Origin of the sequence: Pseudomonas sp. MWU13-2105, from assembly GCF_023242315.1 — a bacterium.
Taxonomy (GTDB): domain Bacteria; phylum Pseudomonadota; class Gammaproteobacteria; order Pseudomonadales; family Pseudomonadaceae; genus Aquipseudomonas.
The window spans coordinates 52396-66018 of sequence record NZ_JALLIY010000003.1; the positions used below are offsets into that span (position 1 = coordinate 52396).

The following is a 13623-nucleotide window of genomic DNA, read 5'->3' on the forward strand; positions in this document are numbered from 1 at the left end:
TGAACACCTTCTCCGTAGAGGAAGTCGCTCCATGAGTCCTTCCGGATTACGCCTCAAAAAAACTGTCGTCGATACGCCTGTGCAGTCCCATGTACTTGCCCGATGGCCGGCCAATGAAACCATCGCGCTGATTTTTGACGATATCGCCGAACTGTTGGCGGTCCAGGGCGCCAACCCTTTCCGGATCCGTGCCTACCATAACGCCGCGCGGACGCTCAGGGGACTGACGTTCGAGCTGGCGAAACTGATTGCACAGGGTAAGCAGCCGGCGAAACTACGTGGCATCGGCAAGGATCTGCTGGGCAAGATCCAGGAGATCACAACTACCGGTGACTGCGCGCTGCACCAGCGCTTGCGCGAATCCATGCCAGGGCTGGTTCAGTTGCTGGCCATTCCGGGATTGGGCGCCAGGCGGGTACAGCATCTCTATCAGGAACTGGGCATCCAGACCCTGGCACAATTGCGCGAGGCGGCCAGGAACGGGCGTATCCGGCAGTTGCGCGGCTTTGGCGAGCAGATGGAAACCCACCTGCTCAAGGCGACACAAGGCGCGGTGGGCGAACAGCGTCTGCCGTTGGCCCGGGTGATGCCACTGGCCCGGCGGTTGTGCGAGTACCTGCAACAGTTTCCGGGGGTGCGGTCCGCGACCGTGGCCGGCAGCCTGCGTCGTATGCGCGATACGATCGGTGATATCGATCTGCTGGTGACGGCCCCTCCTGCCATAGAGGTCATGGCTCATTTCCTGCGCTATCCAGCTATCAAGACGGTGCTGCAGCAAGGTTCGACACGAGCCAGTGTGATCCTCGATGACGGCCTGCAAGTCGACTTGCGCCTGGTCGACCCCGCAGTCGAGGGGGCGGCACTGGTGTACTTTACCGGTAGCAAGGCGCACAACATTACCCTCCGTTTGCGGGCCAAGAAGCAGGACCTGAAGCTCAGCGAGTATGGGCTTTTCAAAGGGCGTGAGTGCCTGGCCAGCGCCAGCGAGGCGCAGGTCTACCAGGCACTGGGGCTGCCCTGGATCGCACCGGAACTGCGCGAGGACCGCGGTGAGATCCTCGCTGCACAGAAGGGGCAACTGCCTTGTCTGATCGAACCGGGCGATCTCAAAGGCGATTTGCACGCCCATACGCCGCCGGGCGGCGGCCCCCGCGCCCTGGAAGACATGGCGCTCGCGGCTCGCGCGGCGGGTCTGGAATACCTGGCGATCACCGATGACTCGGCATTCCTGCAGAGTGGGCAGGGCCCTGAGCTTGAGAGGCTGGAGCAGCAGATTGAACGGATCGATGCCATCAACCGGCGATTGTCGGGCATTACCTTGCTCAAGGGCCTCGAAGTGGAGATACTCGAAGATGGCCGCCTGGATGTGCCGGACAGTCTGTTGGCGCACCTGGATCTGGTGGTCGGGGTGGTGCGCAAGCATTTTGCGTTACCTTCGCCGCAGCAGACCCGGCGGCTGTTGCGCGCCATGGAACATCAGTATTTTACCGTCCTGGCCCATCCGCTGTGTCGCCTGATCAACGAGCGTGGGCCCCTGGCCCTGGATTTTCCGGCAGTGGTCAAGGCCGCGGCGCAGCGTGGATGTTGCCTGGAGCTCAACGCGCAGCCCCAGCGCATGGACCTGTTCGACCTGCAATGCCAATACGCCCGGGATCATGGTGTGCTGATCAGTATCAGCGCCGACGCACGGAGCGGCGAGGATTTCGACTACCTGCCTTATGGCATCGGCCAGGCCCGAAGAGCCTGGCTGGAGAAATCACAGGTGCTCAATACCCGCTCACTGACGCAGCTCGGAGATTATCTTCGTACCGTCCATGGCAAGGCCTGACGAGTCGCTGGGGGCGATAATGTGGCGCAACCCGGTGGCCGTTGCCAGGGGCAGCAGGGCGGGAAACTCCTCGGGTGTGAGCGTCTCCTTTTCCATCAGTAGCTTGGCTCCGCCATCCAGATCGACACGCCGCTGGTTGAGCAGCGTCTTGGCCCGCTCATAGGCCTCATCGATCAAGGCGCGAATACCCAGGTCAATCTCCCGGGCGGTTTGCTCCGAGTAGTCTTTTTCGCCCATGCCAGGCAGGTGCTCACCCAGGTAGGTGGGCGTTTGCCGTTCCAGTACCGACTGGCCGAGCTCGGCGCTCATGCCAAAACGGGTGATCAACTGTCGGGCGATATCAGTGGCGCGAGCCAGATCATCGGCCGCGCCGGTGGAGATCTGGCCGTAGACGATATGTTCGGCCGCGCGGCCGGCCATCAGCACCACAATCCGATCCTTGAGCATCTGGCAACTGATCAGGAAATGGTCTTCGGTGGGGCGCTGCAAGGTGTAGCCCAACGAACCGGCGGCTCGGGGAATAATGGACACTTTGTGCACCGGGTCCATCCCGGGCAGCGTCGCGGCGGCCAGGGCATGCCCCATCTCGTGATAGGCCACGATCAGGCGTTCCTCGGGATGCAGCAGGCTGCTTTTGTGTTCAATACCGACGACGATGCGTTCCACGGCGTTGGTGAAATCTTGCAAGTTGACGGCCTCGGCCTTGCGGCGGGTGGCGACGATGGCCGCTTCATTGACCAGGTTGGCCAAGTCGGCACCGGTGAAACCAGTGGTGATTTCGGCAATTCTCTCGGCGTCGGTGCTGGGGGCCAGGGTGATTTTCTGCAAGTGGACCTTGAGAATGGCCAGGCGTCCCTTGCGGTCAGGGCGGTCGATCAGGATCTGTCGATCAAAGCGACCGGCGCGCAGCAGGGCGGGATCAAGAATTTCCGGTCGATTGGTCGCGGCCAGCAGGACCACCCCTTCGCGAGGGTCAAAGCCGTCCAGCTCGGCCAACAGCTGATTGAGGGTCTGCTCTTTTTCATCGTTGCCACCCAGGGTCCCGACACCGCGTGCCTTGCCCAATGCATCCAGCTCGTCGATGAAAATGATGCAGGGGGCGGCCTGCCGTGCCTGCTCGAACAGATCACGGACACGGGCGGCGCCCACGCCAACGAACATCTCGACGAATTCGGATCCGGAAATGGAAAAAAACGGTACACCGGCTTCACCGGCAATCGCCTTGGCCGCCAGCGTCTTGCCAGTGCCCGGGGGGCCGACCAGCAGCGTGCCTTTCGGGATATGGGCGCCCAGGCGCGAGTACTGTTCCTTGTCCTTGAGGAACGAGACGATTTCCACCAGTTCGGCCTTGGCTTCATCGATGCCGGCGACATCGGCAAAAGTCACCCCGGTATCGCGCTGGACAAACACCTTGGCCCGCGACTTGCCGACATTCATCATCCCGCCGAGGCCTTGTTTCTCGGCCATGCCGCGGAACAGGAAATGCCAGACCACCATGATCATGACAAAAGGCAACAGCCAGCCGATCAGACCGGTGAGCAGGGTGTTTTCGTTGACCCCGGAGAAACTGGCATCAGAGCGTGCCAGTTCGGTTGCCAGGGCGGGGTCGACGCGTACGGTGCTGAACCGGTCATGGCCATTGATGGGCTCCTGCAGCTTGCCGCTGATCTGATCTTTTTCGACCTGCAATTCACTGACTTTATGTGCGTCCAGCAATTGCAGGAACTGGCTGTAGGGCAGGCTCTCCACGGTGCGTTGGCCGCTGAGGAACATCTGCAGCGCGGCAAACACCAGCAAGGCAATAAAAAAATACGACAGATTCCATTGATGAGTCTTTTTCATGACCTTGATCCAGAAAAGAAGAGAGGCTAGGGCGGCGTGTTCAAGCCCGAACTATCGTCTGGTGAAACACGGTGCAACAGGCCGGCTACCCCGTTTTTTACGCTTCGGCGCCAGGAAATCATTGAGTTATATCAACAATGTGCGGATCTGTAATCAGCGGCTAATAGCCTTGTCGCGAGTGCTTGAATCAAGCGTTCCCTCCGTTAGTTGATAAAGATCAGAATTCGGTTTCTTTAAACTCCGATACTTCCTGGACCATCTGATTTCTCAAGTGCACTTACCGAGGGCAATACCATGAACAAGTTTCTGTCTATTGCAGTACTGGGCGTGACGTTGGCCGCGACCGCAGGTTGCAGCCATCAACATGCTCGCGAACTGGATGCACGTCTGGACTCTGCGGAAAACAATGCCGCGTCGGCCCGATTAAAGGCGGATGAGGCTTACTCGAAGGCTGACCAGGCGCTGGCCGCCGCCGCCCAGGCGCAACGCACCGCTGACGAGGCCAATGAACGGGCCAACCGCATGCTGGAAAAAGCCGCTCGCAAGTAACGTCGGTGTTGCAACCCGGCCAGGGAGGCTGGGGTTGCGAATGTTCTACAGGCACTATCAGAATCAGACAAAGTGCATGGGGTTTGCCATCAGCCGCTGTTATTAGACTGGCAAACAGTAAAAAGCCCCTGCCGGTATTCCGGCAGGGGCGAAGTGCGTAGCCTTTCAGTCGCCCTTGATCGGCACGACTTTTTCCGCCTTCATGGCTTCGGCTTTCTTCGGCAAGGAAATACTCAATACACCTTTGCTGAAGTTGGCTTCGATCTTTTCCGCCTCGACGGAGGTCGGCAGGTTGAAGACACGCTCGAAGCTGCCGTAATGGCGTTCGGTCATGTGATAACCCTTGCGTTTTTCTTCCTTGTCCTCTTTTTTCTCCCCTTTGATGATCAAGCTGCCATTGGACAGTTTGATCTCAATATTTTTCTGATCCATGCCGGGAAGTTCCGCAGTGATTTCGAAGCTCTTGTCTTTCTCGACGATATCCACGGCCGGCATTGCGTGAGTAATCAATTCCCGGCGCCAGAACGGTTCCACATCGAACAGGCCACGACCAAAGGATGGCAGCCCGGAGCCGTGGGTGAAGTCTTCGAACAGGTGATCGACTTGTTGCCGCAGTTTTTCCAGAGGGCGCCACAAGTCAGTCGTTACCGGATGGTGGCTGGCCTTGTCTTCGCTATGCAGCGGCATTTTTTTCACGGTATTAGCCATCGTCACATCTCCTCTTGGGTGAGCCGGGCGGAGCAAGCCTGTTGGGCGCTTGCCTGTCCCGGTACAGTGGGATCGATTCGCCAGTCCTGACAAGGTCGGATTTCCCAACCACGACTTCCAATCGATACGGCGCCGTGAGAACACGGCTACTTACTGTCGCCGTGAATGCGTTCGAGGTGCTTGACTTAGATCAGACAGAGGGCAAACAGATCGCTTACCCCTGACCTCTGCCCGGCATATCGATCGCATGCTGGTGCACCCGTCGATACAGCGTGGCCCGGGAGATGCCCAAGGCCTTGGCCGCGGCCGTGGGCTTCCAGCGATGGCGCACCAACGCATCGATAAGGGCCTGGCGTTCCGGGCTTGCACAGCATTCCTCGGTATCGGCGCAGGGAGGATCATCGGGTCGGTGGCCGTGCAACGGCTCGGGCAGGTCGCCCAGGACAATCAAATCGCTCTCGCACACCGCGCAGGCGTAGCGCAGTACATGTCGCAGTTCGCGCACGTTGCCCGGCCAGCGGTAACCGAGCAGGCATTCCAGGGCGGCGGCACCCAGTCGCATCGACACCCCGCAGGCCGCCGATTCCTCCGCGAGTATCCGGTTGATCAAGGCGAGTCGATCACTGCGTTCGCGCAACGCTGGTAACTGGAAGCGTGCGCCGTTGAGGCGAAAGTACAGGTCCTCGCGAAATTCGCCGGCGCTCACCAGCGCCTCCAGGCCGCGATGGCTCGCACAGATCACCTGAATATCGATTGCCTTGCTTCGTGACGCCCCCAGGGGGGCCACTTCGCCTTCGGCCAGCACACGCAGTAGCCGGGTTTGCAGGGCCAGCGGCATATCGCCGATTTCATCGAGGAACAGGGTGCCGCCATCAGCCTGTTCCAGCAGGCCCTGCATGCCCTTGCTCGATGCTCCGGTGAAGGCGCCGGCGACATAACCAAACAACTCGCTTTCGATCAGGTTTTCCGGAATCGCCGCGCAGTTCACGGCAATAAAGGGCCGCTCACGGCGGCGGCTGGCCTGATGCAACTGGCGGGCGAAGACTTCCTTGCCGCAGCCGGTTTCGCCTTGGATCAGTATCGGCAAGTTGCGGTCTTTGACCCGGATCGCCAGGCGCAGGCTTTCTTCCAGTCGCGGGTCGAGCTCGCAGGGTGTCGGCAGCAGTCGTGTGCTACGCGGTTTTATCCGACGTGGCGGGCTGAGCCGTCCATGCACGAGCTGCCCGTCACGCTGGCCGCGCAGCAGACAGAGCGATCCGTCGCGGGCGGCATGCAACAACTGCTGGTCGAATACCTGGGCGATATGTTCCGGCGTCTGCTCGAAGCGTTGCCGTAGCCAATGCCGCGCGGCGGGATTCAGCGCCCGCAGTTGGCCATCATCGTCCCAGGCGAACAGGTAGTCTGGGTGGCTGTCGACGTAGCCCGGGCTATTGTGGGCGCGTAGCACCCAGTAACCCTGGACACTGCTCATGAAAAACGCCTGTTCTATTTCCTGCGCGCTCTGCACCACCAACTGGCGGATCAGATGTTGGGAGCGTCGGTCATCCGGCGAGCGCACGGCGGAGACGTCGAGCACCCCGAGCAGTTCGCCCCGGGGATCGAAGACCGGTGCGGCGGAACAGGTGAGTCCGATAAAGGCGGCGCGGAAGTGATCACGCTTGTGCACCGTGATGGCTGCGCGCGCAGTCAGCACCGCGGCGACGCCGCAGGTACCTTCCTCGCCTTCCGACCAGCAGGTACCCAGATACAAGCCGGCTTTACGGCAATCATTGCGGATAGCGCTTTCCACACGGTAGTCGATGGTCCGGCCCTGGGCGTCGGTGAGCAGTACGCAGTAGTCGGCATCGCGCACGCGCCCGTGGAGGCGGGCGACCTCTTCACTGGCGATACGCAGGAACAGTTCGGAGCGCTCCCGGCACTCCTGTAGCAGGTTCTGCGAAAGGATCCGTGGCCCTTGCAACGAGCCCGGGTCCAGATGGTGTTGCTCCATGGAGCGGCGCCAGGAGTCGAGTATCAGCTCCGACACCGGCAGCTGCGGCAGGTGCGTGGCATTTTTCAGAACACGGCTGACGCAATCCACGTGCGCCTTTGAATGTGCGCAAAGCATTAGGGCCTCCGGATCCAGCTTCTTGTAGTTGTGTGGCCATTAAGCGCCGTTCATCGACGCTCGACAAGCGACGGTTGGTCAACGGCAGCGTTGAGACGCGACGTCTCACGGTCTCAGCTCCAACCCCGACTGGCTGATATGCGACGTCTCAAGCGAGCCTGCTTCCGATCACCCGAATAGTCTGCACTGACCGCTCTGGAACAGCATTCTGGAGGCTTTTCGGCGGAACTGGCACCGGCCTTGCTCTGTCCCAGGCAACCAGCGTGACTGGCCACCCAATAATAAAAAGAGGTGCCCGATGTTTTCCTGCCGAGGTCTTTTTCCTGTGCGGCCGGCGGTGGCGACATGAGTCGCTTGCCGCTGACCGTTGGCATCATTGCCAACCCGGCGTCCGGCCGGGATGTACGACGGCTGACGGCGAATGCCGGGCTGTTTTCCAGCACCGACAAGGTGTCGGTGATCCAGCGCTTGCTGGCGGCGTTTGGTGCCACCGGTATCGAGCGGGTGCTGATGCCCACCGACATGATCGGCATCGCCGCCGCGGTGCGGAAGAACAGTCGTGGTCGCCAGGCTCGCGACAGCCACTGGCCGCAGCTGGAGTTCCTCGACCTCACCTTGCGCCAGAGCGTGGCCGACACACGCCAGGCCGCGCGCTGGATGAGCGAACGCGGCGTAGCGCTGATAGCCGTGCTCGGAGGCGACGGTACCCACAAGGCGGTGGCGGCCGAGGTCGGCGATATTCCACTGCTGAGCCTGTCCACCGGGACCAACAATGCCTTCCCGGAGTTGCGCGAAGCCACCAGCGCCGGGCTGGCCGGCGGGCTGTTCGCCAGTGGGCGGATTCCGCCCGAGATTGCCTTGCGTCGCAACAAGCGTCTGTTGGTGCGGGTGCCGAGTCGCAGCCTGTGCGAGGTGGCGCTGGTGGATGTGGCGGTGTCTTCGTTGCCTTTTGTCGGAGCCCGGGCCATCAGTCGCGGAGTCGATCTGGCCGAGGTCTTCGTGACCTTTGCCGAACCCCAGGCCATCGGTATCTCGGCCCTCTGTGGCTTGTGGTTTCCGGTCTCGCGGCAAGAGCCGGGTGGTGCCTGGATGCGCCTTGACCCGAGAGCCGCCGAAGCCTTGCTGGTGCCGCTGGCACCTGGCCTGCTGCAGGGCTGCGGGGTACTCGCCGCCGGCAGCCTGGCGCCGGGTGTTGCCCGGCACCTGTGCCTGAGCAGCGGCACCCTCGCTCTGGATGGCGAGCGGGAGATCGAATTCAACGCCCTGGATCGCCCCACAGTGACCCTCGATAGCAATGGCCCGCTGAGCATCGACGTCAATGCTGCCCTGGCCTATGCCGCCCGACAGCGGTTGTTGGCCATCGGCCGCGAACACCCGCAGCACCCTCTGAACCTCGAGTCTCAAGACACCCTGGAGAATAAAAATGTCGACACCCCTGACCGCTGAACAATTGCTGCATGCCTATCGGGTGATGCGCACTATCCGTGTTTTTGAAGAGCGCCTGCACGTGGAGTTCGCCACCGGCGAAATTCCCGGTTTCGTCCATCTTTATGCCGGTGAGGAGGCATCTGCCGCCGGCGTCATGGCGCACCTGAGGGATGACGATTGCATCGCCTCCAATCACCGCGGCCATGGCCATTGCATCGCCAAGGGTGTGGATGTGCACGGGATGATGGCCGAGATCTACGGCAAGAAAACCGGGGTTTGCCAAGGCAAGGGCGGCTCCATGCATATCGCCGATTTCGAGAAAGGCATGCTCGGCGCCAACGGCATCGTCGGTGCCGGTGCGCCACTGGTGGTCGGTGCGGCCCTGGCTGCGCGGCTCAAGGGCACCGATGGCGTCGCGGTGGTGTTCTTTGGTGATGGCGGCTCCAATGAAGGCGCGGTGTTCGAGGCGATGAACATGGCTTCGGTGTGGAACTTGCCATGCCTGTTCATTGCCGAGAACAACGGTTACGCCGAGGCGACGGCCTCCAACTGGTCGGTGGCCTGCGATCACATCGCCGACCGTGCCGCCGGTTTTGGCATGCCCGGGGTCACGGTCGACGGTTTCGATTTTTTCGCCGTTCACGAAGCCGCCGGTGCCGCGGTGGAGCGCGCCCGGGCGGGACAGGGGCCGTCGCTGATCGAGGTCAAGCTGACTCGCTACTACGGTCATTTCGAAGGCGATGCCCAGACCTACCGGGGAGCGGATGAGGTCAAGTATTTCCGCGAGCACAACGATTGCCTGATGCAATTTCGCGAGCGCACCACCCGCACCGGCCGGATCGATGCCAGCCAGTTGGAGCGCATCGATAGCGAAGTCGAGCGGCTGATCGAAGACGCCGTGCGCAAGGCCAAGTCCGATCCAAAACCGAGCGCGGCCGACCTGCTCACGGACGTCTACGTCTCCTACCCCTGAACGCCCCCAATAAGAAGAATCGAGACCATCATCATGGCTAGAAAAATCAGCTATCAGCAGGCAATCAATGAAGCCCTGGCCCAGGAAATGCGCCGTGACCCCAGTGTCTTCATCATGGGCGAAGATGTCGCCGGCGGTGCCGGTGCCCCGGGTGAGAACGACGCTTGGGGCGGGGTACTGGGCGTGACCAAGGGCCTCTATCATCAGTTTCCCGGACGCGTGCTGGACACGCCGCTGTCGGAGCTGGGCTACGTCGGTGCCGCGGTAGGCGCCGCGACCTGTGGCGTGCGCCCGGTCTGTGAGTTGATGTTTGTCGACTTCGCCGGGTGCTGCCTGGACCAGATCCTCAATCAGGCGGCCAAGTTCCGCTATATGTTCGGCGGCAAGGCCTCGACCCCGTTGGTGATTCGCACCATGGTCGGCGCCGGCCTGCGGGCCGCCGCCCAACACTCGCAAATGCTTACTTCACTGTGGACCCATATCCCTGGCCTGAAAGTCGTCTGCCCGTCGTCCCCCTATGACGCCAAGGGCCTGCTGATCCAGGCCATCCGTGACAACGATCCGGTGATTTTCTGCGAACACAAACTGCTCTACAGCTTGCAAGGCGAGGTGCCGGAGGAGCTCTATAGCATCCCGTTCGGCGAAGCCAACTTCCTGCGCGAGGGCAAGGACGTGACCCTCGTTTCCTATGGCCGCACGGTCAATACGGCGCTTGACGCCGCCCGCGGCCTGGCCGGGCGCGGCATCGATTGCGAGGTCATTGACCTGCGCACCACCAGCCCGCTGGACGAAGACAGCATTCTTGAAAGTGTGGAGAAAACCGGGCGTCTGGTGGTCATCGACGAAGCCAACCCGCGTTGTTCCATGGCCACCGATATCTCGGCGCTGGTGGCACAGAAGGCCTTTGCCTGGCTCAAGGCGCCGATCGAAATGGTTACCGCGCCGCACACGCCGGTGCCATTTTCCGATGCCCTGGAGGACCTCTACATCCCTGATGCGGCGAAGATCGAAAAGGCCGTGCTGAAAGTGATCGAGTGGAGCCCGCGTTCATGAGCCAGATCCATATCCTGACCATGCCCAAGTGGGGCCTGTCCATGACCGAGGGCCGGGTTGATGTCTGGCTCAAGGCGGAAGGGCAGGCGATCAGCAAGGGCGATGAAGTGCTGGACGTGGAAACCGACAAGATTTCCAGCAGCGTCGAGGCGCCGTTTTCCGGGGTATTGCGTCGGCAGATCGCCCGCCAGGACGAAACCCTTGCCGTCGGTGCCTTGCTTGGCATCGTGGTCGAAGGCGAAGCCAGCGAGACGGAGATTGACGCGGCGGTCGAGCAGTTCCAGGCCAGCTTTGTGCCCGCTGATGGCACTGCGGAGGACGCTGGGCCCAAGCCGCAAAAGGTCGAGCTGGACGGGCGGTTGATCCGCTTCTTCGAGCGTGGTGAAGGCGGGGTGCCGTTGCTGCTGGTACACGGCTTTGGCGGCGACCTGAACAACTGGTTGTTCAATCACGAGGCGCTGGCCGCCGGACGGCGGGTAATCGCCCTTGATCTTCCGGGCCACGGTGAGTCGAGCAAGCAACTGCGGCGCGGCGATCTGGATGAGCTGAGCGAGGTGTTGCTGGCGTTGCTCGACCATCTGCGGATCCCTGCGGCGCATTTGCTCGGTCACTCCATGGGCGGCGCAGTAGCACTCAACACGGCGCGGCTGGCCCCGCAGCGGGTGCGTTCGCTGAGTTTGATCGGCAGCGCCGGCCTGGGCCCGGCAATCAACGGCGACTACCTGCGCGACTTTGTCGAGGCGGCCAGCCGCAATGCCCTCAAACCGCCATTGACGCAACTGTTTTCCAACGCCGGGCTGGTCAACCGGCAGATGCTCGAGGACATGCTCAAGTACAAGCGCCTGGAAGGGGTGGACACGGCTTTACGCCTGCTGGTTTCGAAGCTGTTTCCCGAGGGCCGGCAAACGCCGGACCTGCGCGCTGTGGTGCAGGAAGGTCGGCGGCCGGTGTTGCTGATCTGGGGGCGTGACGACGCGATCATCCCGGCGGCCCACAGCGAGGGCCTGAAGGCCCGGGTCGAGATTTTGCCGGGGCAGGCCCACATGGTGCAGATGGAGGCCGCCGAGCAGGTCAACCGGCTGATCCAGGACTTTTTGCAGCAGCACTGATGAGGCGCCTGGCAGCTCTTGCCGGGCCAACGATTCCAAGGAGATTGCGCCAATGAGTTTTTCAACCGATCCGATCCGCAGTATGCGTGCCGCCGTTTGGCATGGCCGTAACGATATCCGTGTCGAAGATGTTCCGCTGCCGGTGTCGCCACCCGCCGGATGGGTGCAGATTCGCGTGCAGTGGTGCGGGATCTGTGGCTCCGACCTGCATGAGTACGTGGCGGGCCCGGTGTTTATTCCGGTGGACGCGCCGCATCCGCTGACCGGGATCAAGGGCCAATGCATTCTCGGTCATGAGTTCTGTGGCGAGATCGTCGCGCTCGGTGCCGGCGTCCAGGGTTTCAGTGTCGGCGAGCCGGTGGCGGCCGATGCTTGCCAGCACTGCGGCAGTTGCTATTACTGTACCCATGGGCTGTACAACATTTGCGAGAACCTGGCCTTTACCGGGCTGATGAACAATGGTGCGTTCGCCGAGTTGGTCAACGTGCCGGCCAACCTGCTGTATAAATTGCCGGCCAATTTTCCCGCCGAAGCCGGAGCGCTGATCGAGCCCCTGGCGGTGGGCATGCACGCGGTGAAAAAGGCCGGGAGCCTGCTGGGAAAAAATGTCGTGGTGGTGGGGGCGGGGACCATCGGCCTGTGCACCATCATGTGCGCCAAGGCGGCTGGTGCGGCACAGGTCATCGCCCTGGAAATGTCCGGTGCCCGCAAGGCCAAGGCATTGGAAGTGGGCGCCAGCCATGTGCTCGACCCCAAGGAGTGCGACGCGTTGGCGCAGGTACGGCGTCTGACCGGCGGCCTGGGGGCGGATGTCAGTTTCGAATGCATCGGCAACAAGCACACGGCCAAGCTCGCTATCGACCTGATCCGCAAGGCCGGCACCTGTGTGCTGGTCGGTATCTTCGAAGAACCCAGCGAGTTCAACTTCTTCGAGCTGGTCGCTACCGAAAAGCAGGTGCTCGGCGCACTGGCCTACAACGGTGAGTTTGCTGACGTGATCGCTTTTATCGCCGATGGTCGCCTCGACATCACACCGCTGGTCACCGGGCGTATTCAGCTGGAGCAGATCGTTGCACAGGGCTTCGAGGAATTGGTCAACAACAAGGAACACAATGTAAAAATCATCGTTTCGCCCGCTCGCGCCTGAAGCCGCCGCGAGAGTGGCTGGGCGATGGCCGTTGCTGGTCATCGCCCAGCTACTTCTTCGCCCCCCACTTGATCCTGTTGCCGGTCCGTGAACCGGTGTCAGGATGGCCTACAAAAGTCTTATGCTGCACCGCTCTATTGGCTGCTGGCCAACCTGCCGCTCGCTCTTCCTCTCAGGCAACGTAAACTAAATTTTTATGTAATATATTGTTTTTTCGCGAGTTTTAAGGTTTTAATCGGCTGTCAGTCAGAGGCTGATTTGTATCAAATATGAAATATATGACCCGCTGCAGGCTTGATTTTTGTAATCCTGGTTCCTTGATTTTTATCTAGACTTTGACATGTTGTTTGGATCATTCTCTGGGTCAGGAAGAAGTTGTCCGCACCGTCAGTGGCAGAGGGGGATGCTATAGCTAATTGCTTGAGATTTAATTGTTTTAGTAGCGATTTGTTTGGGGTTGATGAGGAAGTTTAAAGATCTTGCCGTGCGGTAGCGGGAGGATGGTTTTTCATGACCGTTCGAAAGGATGCGTCATCCGAGTGAGCCTGAACTATGTACGGATCAAATAGTATTTCTCATAAAGCCATCTTGAAGTTTATTGCCCAACGCCCCTGGGTCGATCAAAAGCTCAAGGAGCTGAATGTGAAGCCCGTGGGGGCCAGGGCGCCGCTCGATGACGATCAGCTATTCCATATCAATCGCTTGATCGACGATGAGGCCGTGGTGCTCGGTATTGCTACATGGGAGCTGATTTTGATACTGGAATCAGACAGTCCTGGTGAGCTGCAGGCCTCGCGGATCAGGGCCCATCAGGAATTGGCGGAAATGGTCGATGTGGAGTGGAGCGCCTACTGCCAACTCAATGGCCTGGAGTTTTGA

11 protein-coding genes are annotated in these 13623 nt (G+C 60.9%); 8 read left to right on the forward strand and 3 right to left on the reverse strand.

The features are described from left to right. Positions 1-31 precede the first annotated feature (31 nt). On the forward strand, positions 32-1828 hold the full coding sequence (gene polX, locus M5B96_RS05020) for a DNA polymerase/3'-5' exonuclease PolX (protein ID WP_248795489.1): 1797 nt from the start codon (positions 32-34) through the stop codon (positions 1826-1828). On the opposite strand, the gene ftsH is transcribed toward polX, so the two are convergent. Next, positions 1778-3670 carry an ATP-dependent zinc metalloprotease FtsH gene (gene ftsH, locus M5B96_RS05025; RefSeq protein ID WP_248795491.1) on the reverse strand — a complete coding sequence of 631 codons (1893 nt, stop codon included), beginning with the start codon at positions 3668-3670 and terminating at the stop codon, positions 1778-1780. The two genes, polX and ftsH, sit on opposite strands and share 51 nt — an antisense overlap. A 294-nt stretch (positions 3671-3964) precedes the next feature. On the opposite strand from ftsH, the gene M5B96_RS05030 reads away from it, so the two are divergent. Further along, entirely contained in the window at positions 3965-4219 is a 255-nt protein-coding gene (locus M5B96_RS05030) for an Lpp/OprI family alanine-zipper lipoprotein (RefSeq protein ID WP_248795493.1), read from the forward strand. A gap of 165 nt (positions 4220-4384) precedes the next feature. Here M5B96_RS05030 and M5B96_RS05035 read toward each other — a convergent pair whose 3' ends face one another. Then, the gene (locus M5B96_RS05035; RefSeq protein ID WP_248795889.1) at positions 4385-4927 is read right to left on the reverse strand and encodes an Hsp20/alpha crystallin family protein; all 543 of its coding nucleotides are present in this window, start codon (positions 4925-4927) and stop codon (positions 4385-4387) included. A gap of 214 nt (positions 4928-5141) precedes the next feature. Beyond that, positions 5142-7034, reverse strand: coding sequence for a sigma-54-dependent Fis family transcriptional regulator (locus M5B96_RS05040; protein WP_248795495.1), 1893 nt, complete (start codon positions 7032-7034; stop codon positions 5142-5144). Positions 7035-7379: 345 nt separating this feature from the next. On the opposite strand from M5B96_RS05040, the gene M5B96_RS05045 reads away from it, so the two are divergent. From M5B96_RS05045 to M5B96_RS05070, 6 genes are all read left to right on the forward strand, one after another. Beyond that, the gene (locus M5B96_RS05045) at positions 7380-8480 is read left to right on the forward strand and encodes an ATP-NAD kinase family protein (RefSeq protein ID WP_248795496.1); all 1101 of its coding nucleotides are present in this window, start codon (positions 7380-7382) and stop codon (positions 8478-8480) included. Continuing rightward, complete coding sequence (locus M5B96_RS05050) at positions 8458-9435, forward strand: thiamine pyrophosphate-dependent dehydrogenase E1 component subunit alpha (protein ID WP_248795498.1); 978 nt, start codon at positions 8458-8460, stop codon at positions 9433-9435. Before M5B96_RS05045 ends, M5B96_RS05050 begins: the two co-directional genes overlap by 23 nt. A gap of 33 nt (positions 9436-9468) precedes the next feature. Then, positions 9469-10488, forward strand: a complete 1020-nt coding sequence (locus tag M5B96_RS05055; RefSeq protein WP_248795499.1) for an alpha-ketoacid dehydrogenase subunit beta — start codon at positions 9469-9471, stop codon at positions 10486-10488. Further along, complete coding sequence (locus M5B96_RS05060; RefSeq protein ID WP_248795501.1) at positions 10485-11597, forward strand: acetoin dehydrogenase dihydrolipoyllysine-residue acetyltransferase subunit; 1113 nt, start codon at positions 10485-10487, stop codon at positions 11595-11597. Before M5B96_RS05055 ends, M5B96_RS05060 begins: the two co-directional genes overlap by 4 nt. Positions 11598-11679: 82 nt before the next feature. Next, the gene (locus tag M5B96_RS05065) at positions 11680-12744 is read left to right on the forward strand and encodes a 2,3-butanediol dehydrogenase (protein WP_248795890.1); all 1065 of its coding nucleotides are present in this window, start codon (positions 11680-11682) and stop codon (positions 12742-12744) included. Between the two features lie 552 nt (positions 12745-13296). Next, positions 13297-13623, forward strand: a complete 327-nt coding sequence (locus M5B96_RS05070) for a DUF6388 family protein (protein WP_248795502.1) — start codon at positions 13297-13299, stop codon at positions 13621-13623.